This window comes from Acidovorax sp. LjRoot194, assembly GCF_964253015.1.
Classification (GTDB): domain Bacteria; phylum Pseudomonadota; class Gammaproteobacteria; order Burkholderiales; family Burkholderiaceae_C; genus Acidovorax.
In genome coordinates this window covers 4,955,925-4,977,380 of sequence record NZ_CAXUQB020000001.1, presented here as the reverse complement: position 1 = coordinate 4,977,380, position 21,456 = coordinate 4,955,925, and the positions used below count along the sequence as shown (strand labels likewise).

At 61.2% G+C, this 21,456-nt stretch carries 14 protein-coding genes; 9 read left to right on the top strand and 5 right to left on the bottom strand.

What is annotated here, in order from left to right; genetic code table 11:
* Positions 1-556: 556 nt before the first annotated feature.
* From ACSQ3N_RS22475 to ACSQ3N_RS22465, 3 genes are read right to left on the bottom strand one after another with little or no spacing between them, the layout of a single operon-like run.
* Entirely contained in the window at positions 557-1,078 is a 522-nt protein-coding gene (locus ACSQ3N_RS22475; RefSeq protein ID WP_156372049.1) for a hypothetical protein, read from the bottom strand.
* Positions 1,075-2,025: an RHS repeat domain-containing protein gene (locus ACSQ3N_RS22470; RefSeq protein WP_082516886.1), complete on the bottom strand. Its 951-nt coding sequence runs from the start codon at positions 2,023-2,025 to the stop codon at positions 1,075-1,077. Before ACSQ3N_RS22470 ends, ACSQ3N_RS22475 begins: the two co-directional genes overlap by 4 nt.
* Positions 2,022-5,405 carry a hypothetical protein gene (locus tag ACSQ3N_RS22465; protein WP_436147513.1) on the bottom strand — a complete coding sequence of 1,128 codons (3,384 nt, stop codon included), beginning with the start codon at positions 5,403-5,405 and terminating at the stop codon, positions 2,022-2,024. The genes ACSQ3N_RS22470 and ACSQ3N_RS22465 overlap by 4 nt, the downstream gene beginning before the upstream one ends.
* Before the next feature lie 804 nt (positions 5,406-6,209).
* On the opposite strand from ACSQ3N_RS22465, the gene ACSQ3N_RS22460 reads away from it, so the two are divergent.
* Together ACSQ3N_RS22460 and ACSQ3N_RS22455 are read left to right on the top strand one after the other, a co-directional pair.
* Positions 6,210-7,202 carry a hypothetical protein gene (locus tag ACSQ3N_RS22460; RefSeq protein WP_056167077.1) on the top strand — a complete coding sequence of 331 codons (993 nt, stop codon included), beginning with the start codon at positions 6,210-6,212 and terminating at the stop codon, positions 7,200-7,202.
* A gap of 220 nt (positions 7,203-7,422) precedes the next feature.
* On the top strand, positions 7,423-8,328 hold the full coding sequence (locus tag ACSQ3N_RS22455) for a hypothetical protein (RefSeq protein WP_156372050.1): 906 nt from the start codon (positions 7,423-7,425) through the stop codon (positions 8,326-8,328).
* A 45-nt stretch (positions 8,329-8,373) separates the two neighbouring features.
* On the opposite strand, the gene ACSQ3N_RS22450 is transcribed toward ACSQ3N_RS22455, so the two are convergent.
* A complete protein-coding gene (locus ACSQ3N_RS22450; protein WP_156372051.1) occupies positions 8,374-8,613 on the bottom strand; it encodes a hypothetical protein in 240 nt (79 codons plus the stop codon).
* A gap of 492 nt (positions 8,614-9,105) precedes the next feature.
* On the opposite strand from ACSQ3N_RS22450, the gene ACSQ3N_RS22445 reads away from it, so the two are divergent.
* A complete protein-coding gene (locus tag ACSQ3N_RS22445; RefSeq protein WP_056167082.1) occupies positions 9,106-9,996 on the top strand; it encodes an alpha/beta fold hydrolase in 891 nt (296 codons plus the stop codon).
* Between the two features lie 167 nt (positions 9,997-10,163).
* On the opposite strand, the gene ACSQ3N_RS22440 is transcribed toward ACSQ3N_RS22445, so the two are convergent.
* On the bottom strand, positions 10,164-11,720 hold the full coding sequence (locus tag ACSQ3N_RS22440; protein ID WP_436147512.1) for a methyl-accepting chemotaxis protein: 1,557 nt from the start codon (positions 11,718-11,720) through the stop codon (positions 10,164-10,166).
* A gap of 609 nt (positions 11,721-12,329) precedes the next feature.
* Between ACSQ3N_RS22440 and ligD the strand changes: the two genes are divergently transcribed.
* The 6 genes from ligD (at position 12,330) to ACSQ3N_RS22410 (ending at position 21,402) form a co-directional block, all read left to right on the top strand.
* Positions 12,330-15,761 (top strand): DNA ligase D, encoded by a 3,432-nt coding sequence (gene ligD / locus ACSQ3N_RS22435; protein WP_436147511.1) that lies wholly within the window; start codon positions 12,330-12,332, stop codon positions 15,759-15,761.
* 183 nt (positions 15,762-15,944) lie between these two features.
* Positions 15,945-18,179, top strand: coding sequence for a hybrid sensor histidine kinase/response regulator (locus ACSQ3N_RS22430; protein WP_082516887.1), 2,235 nt, complete (start codon positions 15,945-15,947; stop codon positions 18,177-18,179).
* 219 nt (positions 18,180-18,398) lie between these two features.
* Positions 18,399-19,631 carry a SpoIIE family protein phosphatase gene (locus ACSQ3N_RS22425; RefSeq protein ID WP_056169039.1) on the top strand — a complete coding sequence of 411 codons (1,233 nt, stop codon included), beginning with the start codon at positions 18,399-18,401 and terminating at the stop codon, positions 19,629-19,631.
* A gap of 12 nt (positions 19,632-19,643) precedes the next feature.
* Positions 19,644-20,216: a SiaB family protein kinase gene (locus tag ACSQ3N_RS22420; RefSeq protein ID WP_056167093.1), complete on the top strand. Its 573-nt coding sequence runs from the start codon at positions 19,644-19,646 to the stop codon at positions 20,214-20,216.
* Positions 20,217-20,250: 34 nt separating this feature from the next.
* Positions 20,251-20,640 (top strand): DUF1987 domain-containing protein, encoded by a 390-nt coding sequence (locus tag ACSQ3N_RS22415; RefSeq protein WP_056167095.1) that lies wholly within the window; start codon positions 20,251-20,253, stop codon positions 20,638-20,640.
* Positions 20,641-21,402, top strand: a complete 762-nt coding sequence (locus tag ACSQ3N_RS22410; RefSeq protein ID WP_056167099.1) for a GGDEF domain-containing protein — start codon at positions 20,641-20,643, stop codon at positions 21,400-21,402. It begins immediately after the preceding gene.
* Positions 21,403-21,456 lie beyond the last annotated feature (54 nt).

Below are 21,456 nucleotides of genomic sequence, written 5' to 3'. Positions count from 1 at the left end.
CTAAACTCAGTCGGTTTGAACTTGTTGCCATAAAAAAATAGCGCTCACTTTGAGCGCTATTTTTTGTCTTGCGAGAAGTTCTTGTGGTCCGAGCAGGCGCCACATGCCGCAACGGCTGCAAGAGGATGGTTGCGGACATACGGTGTCCGTCTGCGAATTAGTACTATTAGCTAGGAGCAGCCAGTCAACTCGAATGAAAGCACCGCTCAACGTGAAGATGACCGGACCACCAACGCAAGCGGCGAAGCCGCCTTCTGCTGTTGTGAGGTCGTGTTAGTTGGCATGTTTGAACTCATTGCGCCGGAGAGCTGATGGCGATTATTTGCAGTCAGTATTGCGGTACGCTGGCGCGTAGACCTAGAGCTGATTGTCTGCCACTTCTTAACCCAGGCACTCTGGCTGAAGTACCCACGCGAACGATCTCTCAATGCGTGGCCCCACGCTTGAAGTTCGCATTAGGCGTGTCCAAATTCGCATTTAAAATTTATAAATTTTCGTATTTATTTTTAATGATTCATAAATGGCGCACCGATTTGTAAAATGACATATTTATTAACTATTTTGCCCAAGACATTGCTTTGAGAGATGAAATATCATTTTCCGGCAAGTTAACGACCCGCAGCCCTGCCATCCCTATCGAACCTACGTAGAACTCTACCGACCCAGCGACGGCAACATACTGCGCATGCGAAATATTACCAAAGTCAATTTCTAAGAAATTTTTCGCTAACCCTACCGAAAAATTCTGCTTAATATCGAAGCGCTGCGCACCGAATGGCCCATGGAGATCTTCTGGCAATCGAATAATTGGCAGCCCCTCTCTCTTCGATAAATTTTCTTTCGCTCTCGGTTCATGAATTGCATCCACGGAAGTCAGATTGAAGCCGCGAACTGCCATTGCAGATGGTTCGATCAAAAGTTCGAGCAATGAGGTATCAAAATTGCCTAGTCGCAAGTAATTAACACCGAGTGCCCCTTCGTAACTGCGAAAACGAAGCGGAATGTATTCATCGACCTCAATTCTGCACACATTGAGAGATGGTTGATATAAGCCGTATACTGTTATATATGTTGTCATTTTACTGGCAGTGCATGAATTAGCGCAGGTAGTTGCCCCTCCGCTCTGGGGGCGGCAAATTTCAATTCCCATCCCCCGACAGTTAATAGTCGGTCAAATGTCATTCCACCAGCTGTCGCCGCTTCCACCGCAGACTGAAGGCTTTTTAATTGTTGTTGAATTCCTATCTTAACTAAATCGACACCTACCCCTCTATTTGCCATGGAAATTGCATATTCCGCCAAATGTTCAGTCGCGTTGCCGTGCACCCAAACCCAGCTGTTCCCCGCAGCTAGCTCAAATGACCTTGGAATGGATGTCCCGGACCAAACAACCTGTGTTGCCTTCATTGAATCCCAGACTGTCGCGGCCCCCCTAACGCCGACACCCGCTGCTTGCGCCCCTTTGATGGTAGCTGCTCCAGGCCCACCTGCGACCATCAAGACGAATTTTGCAGACTCCCATGCTAAACCTGTCAAATACTCGTTGGGATTGAAATTCGGGTAGACATTTACCGATACTGACTGCCTCCCATCCGGATCTACAAATTTGTATGGATTGTTGTTTGCATACGCATACCGGTTGAAACTGTGCGGCTGCTCTGGGGCCATCTCAACGGGGTCGATGCCCGTAAATCGCCCCAGCAAGGGCATGTAGTACCGAGCCCCCATGTACGACAGCTGCGTCTCCGGGTCATAGGCCTTGCCGGTGAACCACAGTTTGTTGCCACTGCTGGCCGGGTCCGCCATCTGGCGGTAACCATAGGGCAGGTAGTTCTCCTTCCATACCACAGCGCCCGCAGCGTCGGTGGCCAGCATCGGGGTGCCGGCAATATCGTTGTGAAAGTACGTGACGGTCTGCGCAGAAGCAGTGCCGAGGGTGCCGACTACCAGGGTGAGCAGCAGTGCCAGGCGCGCCACGAATCGATAAACAGAAGTTCGCATAGCGGTGTTCAGCGTCGTGATCATTGTGCGGACTCCTTCTGGGCGATGCGCTTGCCGTTGAGGTAGATGTATTCCACCAGCTTGCCGGGCACGCCGGGCGTGTATTCCGCCAGCAGCTTGCCGTGCACGCCGTGGAACTCGTAGGTCTTCACGCCTGCCTTGGTGACCGATGTCCGCTTCTGGTCGCCGTCGTAGGCGTACTGGATGCTGGTGGCGGGCGTGGAGCAGTTCACGCACGTGAGGTTGGGCACGGAGTCGTAGGTATAGGTGCGGCCCGACCCACTCGCGATGTTGCCTAAAGAGTCGTAGGTGAACGTCGTCGACAGCGTATTGGGTGTCGCCGTAAGTGCGCTCAGGCGGTTGTCGCTGTTGTACTGATAGTTCAACTGCTCACCATCGAAAGTCTGGCGGGTGATGTTGCCAACACCGTTGTACGTGATGGCGCCGGAGCCGCCTCCGAAGGACATGGTGGTCAGGCGATCCATGCTGTCGTAGCCAAGGGTGCGGCTGTAGCTGTCGTCGCTGGTGTCGCTGATCCGGGTCAGGTTGCCCACGTCATCGTAGGTATAGGCCGCATTGGTGAACAATGAACCCGAGCGCGACGTTCTGAACGAACTGGGCCACAAGCGAGAGTTCTGGCCGTATTCCGATTGCGTGCCGTTCGCATACGTGATGCTGCGCAGCTGTCCCGACGGCCAGTAGGACACCGATGTCGCATACCCCGACACGGCCGTCGGCCTGCCCAAGGTGTTGACCGAGTAGTTCACCGTGGTGCCCGAGCGCGGGTAGGTGACGGAGGTCAACTGGTCGTTGCCGTTGTACCCATACTCTGCCCGCCAGCTCACTGCACCAGCATCCAGTTCTTCCTTGGTGAGATTGCCGTTGCCGTCGTAGGTGAAGTCCCGGGTCGCCTCCGAGGAAGTAGTTCTGAGCAGTCGATGACGCCGGTCGTAGGTATGTGAAACCGAGGGGGCTGAGCCTGGGTAATTGATGGTGCTCAAGCGGTTCTGGCTGTCGTACGAATACGAGATCGAGCCGGCCGAGCCCACGCTCTTGGAGGTCATGTTCCCTGCAGCATCGCGCCCAAAGGTGGTTGTGCCGGTCTCTGGGTGAGTCGCCGATGTCAGGTAGCCATTGCTGTTGTAGCCAAAACTGCGTGTCCAGCCATCCTGGGTCGCAGAGGTGATGAGATCCTTGTTGTTGCGGTCATAGCGCACGCTGGAACTGCTGTCCGGTGTGGACACTTCCATCAAGAAGGTCCTGTCAGGATCACCGTATGCGCGGTACGAGTAGCTGGTGGAATAGTTGCGCTCGTTTCTCACCGTCTTGGAGCCCGAGCCATACGAGATGGACTGCGTTGAACCGTCTGCGTTGCGGACCTCCTCCAGCCGATTGAGCATGTCGTAGCGGTAGGTCTGGCCCGATGAGCTGTCAGGGTCTGATGTGAAGGTGATACGCCCCAACGCATCCACTGTGTAGCTTCTGGAAATGCCGCCTCGGGTGACGCCCGTGACCCGGCCAAAGCTGTCGTACGAGGTGGTCTCGGACAGCGATCCCCGCGTGACTTGCCGGCTGGTGGCCGAGTAGCTGATGCTGATGCTGTTCCCTATCGGAAAATCGATCGACGTGAGCCGGTTGAGATCGTCGTACCCGTAGCGGGTCGTGCGGCTGTTGCCGTCAGTCTCCGAGGTCACGTTGCCAGCATCGCTGACTTGGCGTGAGATCGAAATGCTTTCGGGCTGCGTCTCGCTTTGCGGCACTCCACGCATGTAGTTCGAGTACCGGTGTGTCAGCGAACGGGGCAAGGTCGTGCTGCTCACGTTGCCTTCTCCGTCGTAAGTGCGGCTGACGGAGACGCCGTCTTTGGTCTCGTTGGTCAGATTGCCTGAACTGTCGAAATCGCGGCTGACCGAGTGCCCGGCGGAACTTTCGTTCTCAGGCTGCTTGATGATCCACTTGGAGGTGTTGGTGTAGTAGCTGATGGTGGTCGTTCGACTGCCACCGTTGGGCCCGGACTCGGACACCGTGCGAGGATTTCCGTAGTTGTCGAAGTTGCTGAACGTGGTGCGGTAGGTTGCACCATTGCGGGTGATGGTCTTTTGCGCCAGCAGTGGCGCGTTGGTCTGCAGATAGTCAATTTTGGTCAGAAAAGCACCGGGCCGAAAATACGTCTCGTTGGAGATGGTCTGCTTTTCCCACACGTATTGCTCCACCTGCTCCGAGCCGATGCGCTTCTCGGCCAGAAGCCCCACCTTCCAGACACTTCCAGAGCCAGCATATCCCGGGCCGAAGTGCTTGTAGACGATGCTTCCAGCGGGTGTCGATACCGTGGTGGTGTCCAGCGAGCCCGTTCCCCCGGGCGCGTAGCTGAAAGTCCAGGTCCCGCCCGTGCTCATGGTCTTTCTGCTGACCACGTTGGAGCGGCTCGCGGGGTTGGATTGCGAGTCGAAGTACTCGAAGTCATACGAGTAACTGATAGTCCCACCTTGAGGCGTCTTCGCGGAGCGCATCAGGTAGCTGCCCGCCGACGTTCCGTTGTTGCCGTTGTACTCGTACGTCCAGTCGTTGTTGTCGGGGCGCACCACGCGGGTGAGCTGGTAAATACCGCTGATGCCTGAAGCTTGATAGCTGTACTGGTAGGTCTGGCCCGCACCCGTGATGGAGCGGATACGCGGTATCGCACTGCCCGCGCCGTCGTAGCTGAAGGTCAGTGAGCGCCCGTCGCTGGTCGTTACGGTGCGGATCTCCGAGCTGCTGGCCGAGGCGTAGTTGATGGTGATGGAATTGCCATTGCGGTCCGTGATCTTCTTGGTGTGCCACTCGTACACCGGCGACGAGGTAGACGAAAAGCCCAGAGCCTGCGTCATCTGGTACTCCACCCCGTCCGGCGATGTAACGATGAGACCATCACCACCCGGGTTGCAGTCAGCCCGCCAGCGCTGTGTGGTCAGCGCCATGGGGGAGTTCTGGTTGGTGAAGGTGAGCAACTGACGGCTTCCGTCCGGCAACTCCAGCACTGGGTTCTCGGCGACTGTTTCCACGTTCTTGTTGAAGCACGGAAAGCCTTCGCGGGCTTTGAGGATGCGGCCGAAGTGAATGGTCCAACCCCACCCAGCCGTGGTTCTGGGCTGGCCGGCGCTGGCCGGGTCGACGTTGCTGCTGTTGTATGAGCGGATGACTTTGAGGTCCAAGCCGCCATTGCCCGGAATTCGGATGTCCACGTAGTGCCGCTGCAGCGAACCGGTGAAGGGGTCGATGCTTTCGTGGTGGCTTTGATTGACCGCGTCGCGGTTGGGCTGGATCCCGGGCTCCTTATAGAAGTCGGGGATGACCTCCTGGGCTTGCGCTGCGCTGGCGGCAGCGATCAAGGCGAAGCTGATTCGCCGAAGGGTTGGATTTGACACTGGGCTCTCCTCCCGTTGAAGGTGATAAATCACTCAGCAAGCACATGCCTGGGGCGGCCTCACATGTGCTCACGTCTTGTCGCAATCTATCTCTTCAATATCTACCAGCGATGAAAACCTTAAAAACTACCTATGTGGTCTTATGCATAAGTTGACCGGAGAAGTCAATTTGCTTTTGTAGCGCGCAAATTTTCACCAGTATTCGGCGGAATCGTATTGTTTAGGGAAAGCAAAATGCAAATTAGTATCAGTGGCGAAGGTTGATTGCTGTTTTGCACACAACCTATTTGCTTTTGAATGTGACAATAATTCGAAATTTGCAACAAACGAAACGATTCAATTTGCTGTGGTGTATGGCGAAGTTAATTTGTAAACATTAATTTGTTTTGCAACTAAACGATTCCAAAATCTCACATGTGTTAGTGGTGAGGATATGGCACCAATAAGCACAATCATGCAGTAAGTGAACACTTCGGCATACTTTCACTCACAAACAGCCCTTTTCAGAAACCATTGAAGCTTGCTTAATACAAATCAATCGCAATGGGTGGCTAGGCGGTGTTTTCTAAGGATACCTATCAAAAATGATATTGCATCAGTTGCGGCTGCTGCATTATTTGCCGGTTATTGCGATTGCGCGCGTGAATAAGGATGAGGGATCTGCGACGTCTCGCGATGGAGCTGTCCTTGCACATTGCAAGTGAACCCTGCTGAAGTTCCACTGATGCAGATGAAACACCTTATTTACCGCATTGCTTGCCTTGCTGAAGTACCGACCTTGACCTCAACCAGGAGATTTTTCGCATGAAGCACATATTCCTTTCGGTGGCACTGCTCGCATCCGTGGCTGCGTCGGCCCAGGAGTTCGAGAAGGACAACGGTGTCATCCGCATCAAACTGAACGAGGCCATAGCGCCCTACGGAACCAACTCGCCGATGATCACGAACATGTGGATCGCCGGCCGCAAGGTGGTGCCCCACGACAACGCCGGCGCAGACTTTCAGATGACAAGCCGCAGTAGCCAAGGCAACAACTACAACCCGACGCAGGGTGGTGATTGCGCAGGGCGCACCTCAGTGCTGACGGGCTCGATTCCGAATTGGAATGGCGCCCAGCTCGGAACCCCGGCCAGCAACGGCATCCTGCTCGGAATCGATCCACTGCTCTATGACGAACCGGGCCTCTCCGGTACCTGCAATGGCGGGCAGCCAGGCGTGGCTCCGTACGACATGGCATTCGGCGTGACGTTGGGCGACGGCGTTGCGGTGCCGCGCGAAGCGATGGTCGTGGACATGTCGATTCGCAAGGACGGCCCGGCATCTCCTGACCTGGTCAAAGCCCTGTCGGAACTGCCGGTTGCTTTTGTGGATGCCAACTTCTTGCGCTATGCCTACTACAGCGTCGACGGAGTGAATTTTCAGCAACTGCAAGGTTCCACCGGGGTCAGTCTCAGCCACGACATCAAGCAGTGGGTCTGGAACGACAACTTCATCCGGGACGGCCATGCGATCGCGCTGTGTGACCGCGCTGACGCGGTCGAGCAGCCAGCTCAGGGCACATGCATGGCGTTCTATGCGCACGAATTCACCCGTGTCTACGCAAGCCGCCGCCAGGGGTCGCCGAACGAACTGGCGTTGATGTCCGTACTGGGTGACAACACAGCTGCACCCACCATCTCCGACACACAGTGGCACACCGCACGCCGGTTGGTTGCCGTCGGCAATTTGTCGACTGTGGCTGCAGTAATTGGACATGCCGAGCAGAACTACCCTGCGTCTGGATGGGCGCGCTGGTAGGACTGCGCTTGAACTCGATAAGCCCAGCCGCCGTGACGATATGTGGGTGGGCAACGTCCAATGACTTCACCGGATTGGCACCTGATCAAGTGCCATAAACCGACATGACAAAAGTCGGTTTCGCCGCGGGCGGTGCGAAATGCAGTGAACTTTTCGTCCCGCTCAACTCCTGCACAGGCTCGCTCATCGCGTGCCGGCCAACCTCTTCTTAGAAACTATCATGAACATCGTTCAACGTCGCCCCTCATTCCCCGCTCTGGCGCGTCTGGTCTTGACCGCCGCCGTGTCGGGCCTGCTCCTGGCTCATGGCAGCCTGCTGCACGCGCAAGTTATCGCCAAGAAGATCGCTGTCTACACCGACTCTATCGGGGACGGCGGTAACGTGGGTGGCAATGCCACTACCGCTGCTGGCAACGGTAGTGGCCCTGTGTCCCAGTTCACCAGCTATCCGGCTCATGGCGCAAGCTCCAGCCTGTACGATCTGGCGTGGCGTATCTTCGGTGCCAGCGGAGCCTCCACTTACGATGCACAGCAGTTCGGGGGGTCCTCGCTTGTCGGCATGGTCAACGGCTACCGCATGGGTTTCGCCACCAACCCACCCGCCAACGTGTCGGCATGGGGCGGCCTGACGCTGGTGCAGCACGCCGCAGCCATCCAAGCTGACACCGTAATCATCCACCTGGGTGGTAACGATGGCCCAGCAGAAGGTGTGCATACGCCGACCGACAAGCACAATATCGTGGCCTACCTGATCGGCACGATTGGCAAGCAACTGGCTGCAGAAGGTCGCCGCCTCGTAGTGATCGAAGCACCATACACGGTGCCTGAAGACACGGTTGCCGCCGCTCTCACCCTGCCGCCACCCGGCTGGACTTCGGCCCAGGTAGCGGCGCAGGTCTCCGCTTGGCAGACGTACTTCGCTGCGACTAACACCGGCATCGACGCTGGCGTGGCCGAAGTGAACGCCCATTACCCTGGCTTCGCCATCCGTTCCAACTACTGGAGCGACGGCACCGTGGCAATGAACCCCGGCACGACCCACGAGGGACTGCATCCTACGCTTGCCACGCACTCGGCTATCGCCGCGGCGGTGGCTGCGGACGTGAAGGCGTTCCGGGGCTGGTAAGCATGAGGGCTTCGGCCCTCGTTGAGTGAACCATGGATCAGCTTCTCACGAGGCTGATCTGCAAGGGCTGGTTTGCATGGCGGGCTGAAGCAGACGATAAACCAGCAATCCGCGAGAGTTCGGAATTTGCCCATTGATGCGGAAGACGAACTCGTTGAGGTAGGCATCAAGATGAGCGGGCTGAACAGCGCCGTCATGGGTTTCCAGAAGCCATCCCTGGACCAACGCCGCCACCTGTGAACGCCAGCCATGGTGGACGTGGGCTGGCTGCTCCGCATCCAGCATGGCCAGGTCCTGGTTGTACCGCGCAATGCAGCGGCAGCGTTTTGATGACTCCGATCAACTCTTGCTACTCCGCGGCTCTGAAAGTCCGACTGACACACCAGACCCACCAGTGACTCCTGCCGTAGTGCGGGCGGGGTATGCAGCGCCGCCACATCCCAGACATGTTGGCGCCTGTGACCCGACAGCGGTCTGCCGACCAGTCGGCCACCGCGCCGCCAAACTCGCGCGGCGCTTCTTGGGGCAGGTTGAGCCCCGCGCCAGCGATCAGATGATGTCGCAACGCGCTGAAGCGTGCAGCATGCTCCGATTCATCGGCTGGCGGAAGTACCCCGTCGTCTGTCCCGGGACGGGCCCATACTGGGAACGGTGATGACAGGTTGAGCTGCGAGCCGTTCCTTGAGCCCTCACAGGCCGGGTCACCATCACGCGCGACTCCCGGCCCCTGGCTGACGACGGTTTTTGTCACCCTGCATGCCGTGTCAGAATGAATTTATGAGCACTTTGATCTCTTCCTCTTCGTCCTCCTCATTTCCATCCGCCGCAGACGGCACCCAGATCGCAACCTATACCTGGGCCAATGTGGCAGGCAAGCCCGCTGGTGTGGTGCAGATATCCCATGGACTCGCAGAGCATGGTGAACGCTATGACCGGTTTGCGAAAGCGCTGAACGCTGCCGGGTTTGTCGTTCATGCGGTTGACCACCGGGGGCACGGGCGTACCGCCAACGGGCGGCTGGGCGATTTCGGTGCGGCTGGTTTTGGCGGCCTGATTGCAGATGTGGCCCAGTTCGGGGCAGCGCTGCGTGCGCAGCACGACGGTCTGCCGCTGTTTTTGTTCGGCCATTCGATGGGATCGTTTGCGGCGCAGGCGGCCATTCTGGACCACGCATCGACGTGGTCGGGAGTGGTCCTGTCAGGGTCCACGGCGCTTGACCTGCTGGCTGCCGGCATGGCCAATGCACCGGCGGATGCGCCCGCCGGGCTGGCGGCGTTCAATGCAGGCTTTGAACACCGCACGGGCTACGAATGGTTGTCGCGCGACGCCGCCGAGGTGGATGCCTATGTGGCCGACCCGTGGTGCGGGTGGGATGTGCCAGAACCTGTCATTCCCTCGCTGTTCGCGCCCGCGTCGCGACTGGCCGACCCGGCACTGCTGGCGGGCATCCGCAGCGAACTGCCGATCCTTATCGCTTCCGGCGATGCCGACCCGCTCGCCGGAGGCGGGGCGCTGATTCAGGCACTGGGGCAGCGTTATCGCGATGCCGGCATTGCCGATGTGAAGGTCGTGCTGTACCCCGGTGCGCGCCACGAGATTCTCAACGAGACCCACCGCGACGAGGTGACTGCCGACATCGTGCAGTGGCTGGCTGCACACGCGGGATAGGCACGATAGGCGGGAAAGGCAGCGTATTCGCCACGCGGCGAGTGCCGTGGCATTGACGCTGAAGAACGGCGCCCCATCGCCTGCCAAGTGGGGCGATGGCTGCTGACCTGCACGTCCTTTCCATCACGGCGATCACGGCAATAACGCGATCACGGTGATTACAACGATCACGCCGGTTCGTGCTCCAGGCGAAACACCGACACGGCGTGGACCAGCTCCTGTGACTGGGTGCTCAGGCTCAGTGCCGCGGCCGACATCTGTTCGACCAGCGCCGCGTTCTGCTGAGTGGCTGCGTCCATGTGCACCACCGCTTGCACCACCTGTGACACCTCCTGATGCTGGCTTCTGCAGGCAGAGCTGATGGACGCCACCAGTTCCGACACCTTGTGAATGGCGGTCACCGCCTCGCCCATCGTGGTGCCGGCACTGTTCACCAGGCCCGAGCCATGTGCCACCCGGCTCACACTCGTGTCGATCAGGTTCTTGATCTCCTTGGCGGCCTGGGCGCTTCGTTGCGCCAGACTGCGCACTTCGCTGGCCACGACCGCAAAGCCCCGGCCCTGTTCGCCAGCGCGCGCTGCTTCGACCGCGGCATTGAGCGCCAGGATGTTGGTCTGGAACGCGATGCCGTCGATGACCCCGATGATCTCGGAGATCTTTTGGGAGCTGTCGTGGATGCCTTTCATGGTCTTCACCACTTCCTGCACGACAGACCCCGCATCGCTGGCCACCGTGGCCGCCACACCCGCCACGCGGTCCGCTTCGGACGCGTTGTCGGCATTCTGGCGAACCGCTGAACTCAACTGCTCCATGGTGGCGCTGGTTTGCTGCAGCGTGCTGGCCTGGTGCTCCGTGCGTGCCGACAAGTCGTGGTTGCCGTTGGCGATCTCCTGGCTGGCGGCCGCCACGCTGTCCGCGTTGTGCCGCACGGTGCGCACAGCATCGGACAGGCGGTGCGACATCGTGGCCAAGGCCGCCATGGCGCTTTCCGAATCGCCTTCGCGCACCCGGATCGCGCGAGCCAGATCACCATCGGCCACCGCCTGCGCAACGTGCTTGAGCGCGTGCGGGTCTGCGCCGAGCTGCCGCACCACACCGCGCAGGTAGTACGAAAGTCCGAGCAGCGCGAGAGCGATGCCTGCCATCACAGAGATGACAATGTTGCGGTCCAACGAGGCGAGCGACTTGATCTCGTCGATGCGGTAGGCCAGCCGGCTGCCTTGCCTGGACTTCTCGGCTGCGAGCGGCTGCAAGAGACGGTTGCGGGCAGGAATCGTCTTGTCCACCAGGAAGGCGAATGCCTCTTCTTTCTTGCCGGCCTGGATGAGCTTGACGTTTTCTTCCCCCACGGCCCAGAACTCGGTCATCAACGCGGGCAGGGGGGCAAATGCCTGGCGGCCCTCTTCGTCGATCATGTTCTTGCCCAGGTGATCCAGGCGTTCGAGCAGCAGTTTCTTTTTGGCGCCGACATCCGACAGCGCCTCGTCCAGTTCGGCAGGCGTTCGCGCCAGGATGGCATGGCGCAGCTGCAAGGAGGTGCGCGTGACGTTGAGTTCAAGCTCCCCGATGGTCAACAACTGCGGCACGTTGGTGAGGTTGACACGGTCCGCTGCCTCGGTCACCTTGGCCATCATGAACCAGACGATGACAGCGGCAATCATGAGCACGCAGATGAGTGACCCGTTGATGAGCGTCAGCCGCTGTGCCAGAGAGAGTTTGTTCATCGGATTTCCTGTTGTCGTAGATCTTCTGAAATGCCGACTGGATCACGCGATTCCTTCTTCGCACGAACCGGCATGAGGCCCCTTGCTCCTGGCGGGGTGGTCCGGCGACATGTGGCTGGAACCTTGGATCCTGCACATGTCGCCATCAAAACAGTGTACGGAAAGCACAAACTGCTGCAAGTTGTTTTGGCGCGGTGTGCTCCGATCTTGTGGCGTCTGACAGGGGAAACGTCACCGGGGAGACTCAAATTTGCGGCGAGAAGCTATTTTGTGAAGAGATGTAGCGGTTGCGGTAGCTGGTTATGCCGCAGAAAATTTTGCGCATCAACTTGCGCTTCTGGCTGACACGCAGACGGTGTAGCTGCCATAGCATGGCGGTTTGCGAGTGCTGGTCATGCCATGGTCAACAGCAACTGGGCGCTGCAACAGGCCGAAAATTCAAAAGCGAGCCTGCCGTGTCCGATGAAAAATCTCCATCCTTCCCCGCAATGGAGGAATCCAGCACAGCCCAGCAAAAGACCTTTGATACAAGCCTGAACACAGCCAGGACCGCCCCAGTTCGCCATCTCACTGCCGCACAGCCGCACGGGGCTGACCACCGATAACGCCATGCGCGTCGCCACCTGGAACATCAACAACGTCATTAAACGCGTAGACCTGCTGGTCGATTGGCTGCAGCGCGCCCAGCCGGACGTGGTGGCGCTCCAAGAGCTCAAGTGTTCCACGGCCGACTTCCCCACTGCGGCGCTGGAGGCTGCAGGCTATCGGTGCGCTGTGGCCGGACAGCGGACCTGGAACGGAGTCGCGCTGCTGTGCCGCGACCACGAGCCCCTCACCGTGGTCACCGCTTTACCGGGCGACCCGTCGGACAAACAGGTGCGCTACATCGAAGCGGCCATCAACGGCGTGCTTTTCGCGTGCCTGTATCTCCCCAACGGCAACCCCCAGCCCGGGCCCAAGTTCGACTACAAGCTGCGCTGGTTCGAGCGCATGACGCTGCGTGCGCAGGAGCTTCTGGACTCCGGCTATCCAGTGGTGCTGATGGGCGACTGGAACGTGGTTCCGACCGATGCAGACATCTACAAGCCAGACACCTGGCGGGACAACGCACTGCTCCAGCCCGGGCCGCGCGCAGCCTATGCGCAAGTGCTCGCGCAGGGCTGGACCGATGCCCTGGCCAAGGTTCACCGCAAAGGCGTTCCGTTCACTTTCTGGGACTACCGGCGCAAGCGCTGGGAGCGCGATGCAGGTCTTCGCATCGACCATATCCTGGCGGGCCCCTCCTTCAAGGTGGTGGATGCGGGTGTGGACCGTGATGAGCGGGCGCGAGAAGGTGCCAGCGACCATGCCCCCGTGTGGGCAGAGCTCTCGCTCGCCAAGGCGCCGGCAAAGCGCAAGGCAGCGGGTCTGCCTGCCACGCCCACGCGACCGCGCACTGCGAAGACTGCGGCCGCTGCCACCTCTGCGATTGCCGCACCGCCTGCACCGACGACGGATCCGCTGTCCAGGTACAACGCCAAGCGCGACTTCAAGAAAACCGCAGAACCGGCTGGTGTCGTGCCGGCGAGGCGGCGGTCCACCCAGTCGGCGCCACCGGAGGCGCTCCACTTCGTGGTCCAGAAGCACTGGGCGTCCCGCCTGCATTACGACTTCCGGCTGGAACTCGATGGTGTAATGGTCAGCTGGGCGGTGCCCAAGGGGCCGTCCTATGACCCAGCCACCAAATCCATGGCGATTCATGTGGAAGACCATCCCATCGACTACAACACCTTCGAGGGCACCATCCCGAAGGGCGAGTACGGCGCTGGTACGGTGATCATCTGGGACCGCGGCACGTGGGAGCCGGTGGGCGATGCGCGCGAGGGCCTGGCCAAGGGCAAGGTGATCTTCAAGCTGCACGGCCAAAAGCTGGCCGGCCTGTGGGAGCTGGTGCGCATCTCCAAGCCGGGCGAGAAGAAGCAGGATCAATGGATGCTGTTCAAGAAGCGGGGCGACGCGTGGGCGCGGCCCCGCAGCGACTACGACGTCATTACCGCGTTGCCGGACAGTGTGGTCGACAAGCCGCTGGGCTGGATCGAGGAACGTGAGCCGCGAAGCAAGGCGTCGCCTCTGCGCCGCGCCGCGGGTGGCGGCACTGACGCGCTGCAGGCAGCCAGGAAGGCCAGACTTCCCGCCAGGCTTGAACCCCAACTCGCCACGCTTGTGTCCGCCGTGCCCGAGGGCGACTGGGTCGTGGAGACCAAGTTCGACGGCTACCGGGTGCTGGCCCGCGTGGAGGGTGACAGTGTTCGTATCTTCACGCGCAACGGCAACGACTGGACTGCGAAGCTGCAGTCCATTGCCGACGCAGTGGCCGAGCTGGGCCTGACCAGTGCTTGGCTGGACGGGGAGATCGTCGTCCTCAACGATGCCGGCATCCCGGACTTCAATCGCCTGCAAAACTCCATCGACAGCGCCCACACGCGCGACATTGTGTTCTTCGTGTTCGACGTGCCCTTTCTGGGGGGCATGGACCTGCGCGCAGTCCCTCTGGTGGACCGCAGGGCTGTGCTTCAGCAGCTGCTCGGCGAGCGCCACAGCGACACCGTCCGGTTCAGCGACGCGTTTGATGTGGCACCGGCCCAACTGCTCGGCGCAGCGTGCCAGATGGGGCTGGAAGGCGTGCTGGCCAAGCGCTCCGATGCACCGTACGTGTCGGGCAGGACGGAAACCTGGGTAAAGCTCAAGTGCCAGCACCGTCAGGAGTTCGTGGTGCTGGGGTTCACCGACCGGTCCAACGCCGCCAAGGAGGTTGGAAGCCTCTTGCTGGGCTACCACGAGGACGGGCAGCTGCACCATGCTGGCTCGGTCGGAACCGGCTGGGATTCAGCCGCCGGCAGGGAGCTTCACTCCAAGCTTGCGAAGCTGGAGGTCGCGACCCCTCCGGTGAGTGTGGACGAGGTGAAGCCGGGGCGGTGGTCCAAACGGCGGGCGGGTAGCGAACGCTGGGTCAAGCCCACCCTGGTGGTGGAAGTGGCTTTTGGCGAATGGACGCCGGACAGGCGCATCCGGCACGCCGTGTTCCGAGGGATCCGCACCGACAAGCCGGCCAGCGCCATCGTGCGCGAACGCCCGAAGGCCCAGGTCGCTGCCGCGGCGCACGCAGCCGAGCCACAGCGCCGGAGCCAGGCCCACGCGGTGAAGATCACGCACCCTGACCGCGTGATCGACCCCACCACGGGCTTGCGCAAGATGGATCTGGTGCACTACTACGAGAGCATTGCCGAGTGGATGCTGCCGCACCTCAAGAATCGGCCTGCCTCCCTGGTGCGGGCCCCCATCGGCATTACCGGGCAGCTGTTCTTTCAGAAGCACCCCGACAGCAAGATGCCCGGGATGAAAGAGCTGGACCCTGCGCTCTGGCCCGACCATGCCGCGTTGCTGGCGGTTGACTCATTGGAGGCCTTGATCTCCGCGGCGCAGATGAATGTGGTGGAGTTCCACACCTGGAACTCCAAGATCGCGCGCATCGACCAACCGGACCGGCTGATCCTGGACCTCGACCCCGGCGAGGGCGTGACCTGGCCGATGCTGCAGGAGGCGGCCGAGCTCACCCGCGTCATGCTCACGGAGCTGGGGCTGGAAAGCTGGCTCAAGACCAGCGGGGGCAAGGGTTTGCATGTGGTGGTGCCCATCACTCCGAAGCTCCACTACGACGAGGTCAAGGCCTTCTCGCAGGCGGTCGTGCAGCACATGGCCAAGGTCATCCCGTCCAAGTTCGTGGCCGTCATGGGCGGCAAGAACAGGGTGGGCAAGATCTTCATCGACTATCTGCGCAACGGGCACGGGCAAACCACCGCCTGTGCGTTCTCTGCACGGTCTCGGCCCGGCATGGGCGTATCGATGCCGGTGGCGTGGGAGCAACTGCGAGAGCTCAAAGGTGGGGCCCACTGGACGATTGCGACGGCGCGGGAGTACCTGAGTTTTCAGAAAGACGACCCCTGGAAGGACTACTGGAAGAAGCGGCAGTCGATTCGCCAGGGCATCAAGCTGCTGGCCTAGCACGATGCGGTATTGAATGCGCCAGCGACCTGCCGCAGGCGCCGGGGTCGCGGCTAACCGCCGCCGCATGCCATGGCCCGCACCGCGCTCGCTGCCCGGCGCTATAGTCGGCAACCATCTCGTGACCCAGAGACGCGATATCTCCTGGTTTGTATCGTCGGACTCTCGTGTTGATCGTTGGCCATGCGCATCAAAAGTCAGCTGTTCGCTCTCGTCCTTTCCGTACTGATACCTGCTTCCCTGGCGGCGATGCTGGCCATCTGGTATGTCTATCAGGAGGAGCAGGCCACCCAGGAAACCGGGCTGAAGGAGGCGGCGCGCACCTTCTCGCTTCTGGTGGACAACGAACTGCAGTCCCGGCAGCGCATCCTCGGCACCATCGCCAATGCGCCTTCCCTGGCCACCGGTGACCTGGCGACGTTCTACGAGTTCGCCAAGAAGAACGCACCGACCTCCGACACCACCATCATCCTGATCGAACCGAGCGGGCGGCAGTTGCTCAACACGCGGGTACCGCTGGGGTCCGTGCTTCCGACCCAGCGAGCGTCCAACGTCAGCGACCTGATGCAGCGTGACGGTGGCGTCTCTCCCCTGGTGTCGGACGTCTTTTTTGCGCCGCTCGGCAAGCGGTACGACTTCGTCGTCCAGGTGCCATTCATGGAGCGCGGTGCCGTCCGCTACTTCGTCGTCATGGGGGTCAATGCTGCCGCGGTGCAGGCATTGATGTCCCAGCAAAACATGCCGGCCAGCTGGCTGGGCGCGATTGTCGACCGCAAGGGGGTAGTGCTGGCACGCTCGCGAGACCCCGAGAAATTTGTAGGCAAGGCCTCGGACGAGCGGCTTCAAAAACTCTTCGCATCCACCGCGCAGGGCGTCACCCGCTCGGTCACGCTCGATGGGGTGGCCGTCAAGACGTTCTACCAGCGCGTGGCCGCATCGGACTGGACGGTCGTTCTCAGCATTCCCGAGAGCGAGATTCGGCGATCGGCCCTGCGCGGGGCCGGGCTCTTTGCATTGGCTGCCGTTCTGGTGCTGATCATCTCGCTGCTGGTGGCGCGCCGCATCGGCGCGGGGGTCATCTCTCGCATGGACCGGCTGGCATTGGCGGCCGATGCACTGGGCCGGGGCGAACAAGTGAACTACACGTCACAGGGGCTGGTCGAGGTCGACGCCGTGGGCGTGCGGATCGCACAGGTGAGCGATCGCTTGTTGTTGAACCAGCGCGAGCTGGAGTTGCGCGTTGCACAAGCCGTGGCCGACACCGAGCGCGCGCAAAAGGCTTTGCTGCAGGGCCAGAAGATGGAAGCCCTGGGTCGGCTGACCGGAGGCATCGCCCACGAATTCAACAACCTGCTGCAGACCTTGTCGACCTCGCTGCAGCTGGCCAAGCGGGTCAACGAGTCCGACCGTGTGCAGGGCTTGCTCGACACCTGCACCAAGGCGCTCAAGCGCGCGAAGACACTGACGGGGCAGCTCAGTTCCTTCGGCCGCACGCAGGATGCGCGGCTGGAGACCGTGAGCCTGCAAAAGCACATCCACGAGTTCCGCCCCCTGGTGGACAACGTGCTGCCCGCCAGCATCGCGCTGGACGTGGTCATTCCGGAGGAGGCCTGGCCCGTCACCATCGACCCGACGCAGTTCGAGCTGGCGTTCCTCAATCTGGTGATCAACGCCAAGGATGCGATGCCCACCGGGGGCAGCATTCGCGTGGTGGTCGGCAACGAGCCGGGCGCCTCCCCCGCGGCCGGGCTGCCGGTGGACGACTACGTGCGGGTGAGCTTCTCGGATTCCGGGATCGGCATGACGGCCGATGTCATGGCCAAGGCGCTGGACCCGTTCTTCACCACCAAACGGGTGGGCGAGGGTACGGGCCTGGGGTTGCCGCAGGCTTTCGGGTTCGCGCGGCAATCTGGCGGAACATTGCTGCTCCACAGCCGCGAGGGGCAGGGAACGCAGGTGGACATCTACCTGCCCAGGGCCGTCGGTGCCACCGAGGCGCCTGGAGCGGCTGCCGATGTGCGGGGCAGCACGGCGGGCGAGGAGCCCGCAGCAGGTTCGGGTGGGCGCGGTGGCGGCACGCTATTGTTCGTGGAGGACGACGCCCTGGTCCGCGAAAGCGTCGCGCCTGCGCTGGAGGGCGGAGGGTTTTTCGTGATCATGGCCGAGAGTGCCGACGCCGCGTTGGCCTGCCTGGAGGCCGGCACCAAGATCGACGTCGTATTTTCCGACGTCGTGATGCCCGGCACGATCAATGGCATCGACCTCGCCAGGACCATCGTGAGCCGCTTCCCCCACGTCAAGGTGGTGCTGGCCACCGGCTATTCGGAGAACCGCGTTTCCATGCCAGGTGTGCAGGTGCTGGCCAAGCCCTATGACGTGGCCGATGTGCTGCGGGTGCTGAGAAAAACGGTGGGGTGACCGTGGAGTGAGGAGCCCGGCGCTTGGCGCATGGGACGCGAGGTTCAAGAGTCACCGCATAAGGCTGGGTCGGAACTCCGCTGTTCAAGGCGGCGCCCCGGGTCAGCCCGGCGAAAGATGAGCAGCGCTGCAGTTTTCGGAAGTGACCGCACCACAGCGTCACAAAACCGAAATACCGCACCGGTAACATTTGCTCACAACGATTCTTTGGCGCTGTTCATGCCCGAAACCACTGAGTACCTGAGCGATTTCCGGCCGCGTTTTCGCCAGCCCAGCGCCGCCGACCTGTGCATCGAAGTGCCGTGCATGACGACGGACGAGACCAATGAAAAGGTCATGGAGGTGTTCAACCGCCACCGCGACCTGGTGAGTCTGCCGGTGGTGGAAGGCAGCCAGCCGATCGGCCTGATCAACCGCAGCATTTTTCTGTCGCAGATGAGCAAGCAGTTCCGACAGGAGCTGTATGGCCGTAAGAGCTGCATCGCCTTCATGGACAAGGAGCCGCTGATTGTCGACGCGGCCCTGGACATCGATGCGTTGACCTTCAAGACCGTGGAGTACGGAGAAAAGGCCCTGTCCGACGGCTTCATCATCACGCGCGACGGTGCCTATGCGGGCATCGGCAATGGGCTGCAGCTCATGCGGGTGGTGGCCGACATGCAGGCCTCTCGCAACCGCCAGATCATGCACAGCATCGAATACGCCAGCGTGATCCAGCGGTCCACGCTGCGCAGCTCGCTCGACGCCCTGGCACGCGCTTGCCCGGACGCCGACCTGGTGTGGCAACCGCGGGACATCGTCGGCGGCGACTTCTACCAGTTCAGCACGGATGCCGATGGCTGGTTTGCTACGGTGGCGGACTGCACCGGCCACGGCGTGCCCGGCGCATTCATGACGTTGATTGCGTCCACCAGCCTGAACCAGGCCATTGAACAGAATGGCCCCCGCGACCCCGCAAGCCTGTTGGGCCACGTCAACCGCAGCATCAAGCAGATGCTGGGTCAGGTGGATGGGCAGGATCGCACCCCGGGTTCCGACGACGGCATGGACGCCGCGTGCTTCTGGTTCGAGCCCGCGCAAGGCCGGCTGGTTTTTGCCGGCGCGCGGCTGTCGATGTTTGTGGTTCGCCCCGGAGCCGACACGGTAGACGTGCTGGATGGGCAGCGCAAGGGCGTTGGCTATGTGGACAGCGAGTTCGATTACGCATGGAAGAACCAGGAAGTGGTGCTACCCGCGGGCAGTCTGGTGTTCGTCAGCACCGACGGGCTGATCGACCAGATCGGTGGCCCCCGCGGCATTGCGCTGGGCAAGCGCCGTGTGCGCGAGGTGCTGCTCGAGCACAGGGAAAAGACGCCGTCAGAAGTCAACGCTGCGCTGCTGGAAGCGCTTCGCCTTTGGCAAGGCGAGCACCATCGGCGCGACGACCTGACCTTCTTTAGCTTTCGCACATAGACAGACCACGATATGCCTTCTCTCACGATCGCCACCAAGTACGGCTCGTTCTTCCACCTGGCGCGCCAGCACCAGGTCATCTTCTACTACGTGGGGTATTTCTCGCAGCACATCGTGGCTGCGATGGCCGACGCGGTGAAGCTGCAGCTCGAAGTCGCCGGTGTCGCTGCTCCTACGCGGCGCAAGCTCTTTTCGTCCTTCGTCGAGATGGCGCAGAACATCATTCACTACTCGGCGGACTCCCTGACGCCTGCGAGCCAGAACAACGGCGAGTTGCGCCACGGGTCGGTGTGCATTCGCCGCGAGGCGGATGGCAGCTTCTCGCTGCTGTGCGCCAACCCCATCGAGCGCGTGGTGGCCGAAGAGCTGCGCATCAAGCTGAGTGCGCTGCGCAGCATGACGCTCGAGGAGATCAAGCAGGCCTACCGACAAACGCTGCGCGAGGAAACGCCACAAGGCAGCAAGGGAGCGGGGATGGGTTTTCTGACCGTCGCGCGGGATGCGCGCGAGCCGCTCGAATTTGACTTCGACGCCGACGAGGAGACCGGCAGTTCGCCTGTCTTCTACCTCAAGGCAGCCATCTAGGCGCACAGCGCCTGTCAATGAATCGAGATTACTGATGGAAAACCTCTACATCGCACCAACGCCCAGCTCGCCTGAGGTGGATTTCAAGTTTGATGCGCAGACGCTCAGTCTCCGGGGCGAGTCGTATCCTGAGAATGCAGCCGCGTTCTACGGCGACATCATCGCGCGCCTCAGCGAATTCTTGTCCACGCAGCGCGAAGCCACCCTGAACGTGAACGTGGCGCTGGCGTATTTCAACAGCTCCAGCACCAAGATGCTGTTCAACCTGATCGAGGCGCTGAGCAACGCTGCAGAAGCGGGCAACCGGGTGGTGCTCAACTGGTACCACGACGAAGAGGACGACACGATCCTCGAGTTCGGCCAGGAGTTGAGCGAAGACTTCCCAGCCATCGAGTTCGTCACCCATGCGGTGGGAGCCGCTTGAATGGTGAGCGCTGCAACCGGGCCGGCGCCCGATCTTTTCGATGCCGAGAACCAGACGCTGCTGGCAGCCCGAGCTGCCCATTCGGCTTGCGCAGGCTCCGCGCAGGACGCCTGTGGGTCGGCCCTGGGCGAGCTGATCCTGGCATACGAGCGACTCCTGCGGGAGACGCGCAGGCTGGTGCGCCGCAGCGACAGGGCCGAGCTGGAGATGAACCAGATGAACACACGGCTGCAGGATCTGGCGGCCGAGCTCGAACACCGTGCCAATCATGACCCGCTCACGGGCGTGCTCAACCGCGCGGCCATCATCGAACGGGTCAACCGGCATTTCGTCCGCGAAGACCTGGCCCTGGTCGTTCTCGACATCGATCACTTCAAGCGGATCAACGACAGCTTCGGCCACCCGATGGGCGACAAGGTCATCCTGGGCGTGGTCGCCTGTCTCCAGGCGGTGGTCCCGGCCACCGCGCAGATAGGGCGCGTGGGCGGCGAGGAGTTCACCGTGGTGCTGCGGCAGCACAGCGCCCAGGAGTCCGAGCGGGTGGCGCAGGCGCTCAGGCAGGCCATCGAGACGTGCGTCTTCGATCTGCCGGACGGCAGCGGCGTCACGGCCAGCTTCGGCGTGTGCTGGGCGGGTGCGGGCAGCGATTTCGACAGCGCCTATGGCCTGGCTGACGAAGCGCTTTACGTCGCAAAGCGCGGTGGGCGAAACCAGGTCTGCGTGGCGGCCAGCTCTTTGCCATCGCTTGAGCATGTGGTCTGAGGCTGAACTGCGCCGGGCAGATTCAAGGTGGGCCACCCTCGACACCACACGGCG

Excerpts from the sequence above, each read along its gene's own strand:
- ACSQ3N_RS22475 (WP_156372049.1), bottom strand. The coding sequence starts at position 1,078 with ATGACAACATATATAACAGTATACGGCTTATATCAACCATCTCTCAAT.
- ACSQ3N_RS22425 (WP_056169039.1), top strand. The coding sequence starts at position 18,399 with ATGCCCGAAACCACTGAGTACCTGAGCGATTTCCGGCCGCGTTTTCGC.
- ACSQ3N_RS22410 (WP_056167099.1), top strand. The coding sequence starts at position 20,641 with ATGGTGAGCGCTGCAACCGGGCCGGCGCCCGATCTTTTCGATGCCGAG.
- ligD (WP_436147511.1), top strand. The coding sequence starts at position 12,330 with ATGCGCGTCGCCACCTGGAACATCAACAACGTCATTAAACGCGTAGAC.
- ACSQ3N_RS22470 (WP_082516886.1), bottom strand. The coding sequence starts at position 2,025 with ATGATCACGACGCTGAACACCGCTATGCGAACTTCTGTTTATCGATTC.
- ACSQ3N_RS22430 (WP_082516887.1), top strand. The coding sequence starts at position 15,945 with ATGCGCATCAAAAGTCAGCTGTTCGCTCTCGTCCTTTCCGTACTGATA.
- ACSQ3N_RS22440 (WP_436147512.1), bottom strand. The coding sequence starts at position 11,720 with ATGAACAAACTCTCTCTGGCACAGCGGCTGACGCTCATCAACGGGTCA.
- ACSQ3N_RS22455 (WP_156372050.1), top strand. The coding sequence starts at position 7,423 with ATGAACATCGTTCAACGTCGCCCCTCATTCCCCGCTCTGGCGCGTCTG.
- ACSQ3N_RS22415 (WP_056167095.1), top strand. The coding sequence starts at position 20,251 with ATGGAAAACCTCTACATCGCACCAACGCCCAGCTCGCCTGAGGTGGAT.
- ACSQ3N_RS22445 (WP_056167082.1), top strand. The coding sequence starts at position 9,106 with ATGAGCACTTTGATCTCTTCCTCTTCGTCCTCCTCATTTCCATCCGCC.
- ACSQ3N_RS22460 (WP_056167077.1), top strand. The coding sequence starts at position 6,210 with ATGAAGCACATATTCCTTTCGGTGGCACTGCTCGCATCCGTGGCTGCG.
- ACSQ3N_RS22420 (WP_056167093.1), top strand. The coding sequence starts at position 19,644 with ATGCCTTCTCTCACGATCGCCACCAAGTACGGCTCGTTCTTCCACCTG.
- ACSQ3N_RS22450 (WP_156372051.1), bottom strand. The coding sequence starts at position 8,613 with ATGCTGGATGCGGAGCAGCCAGCCCACGTCCACCATGGCTGGCGTTCA.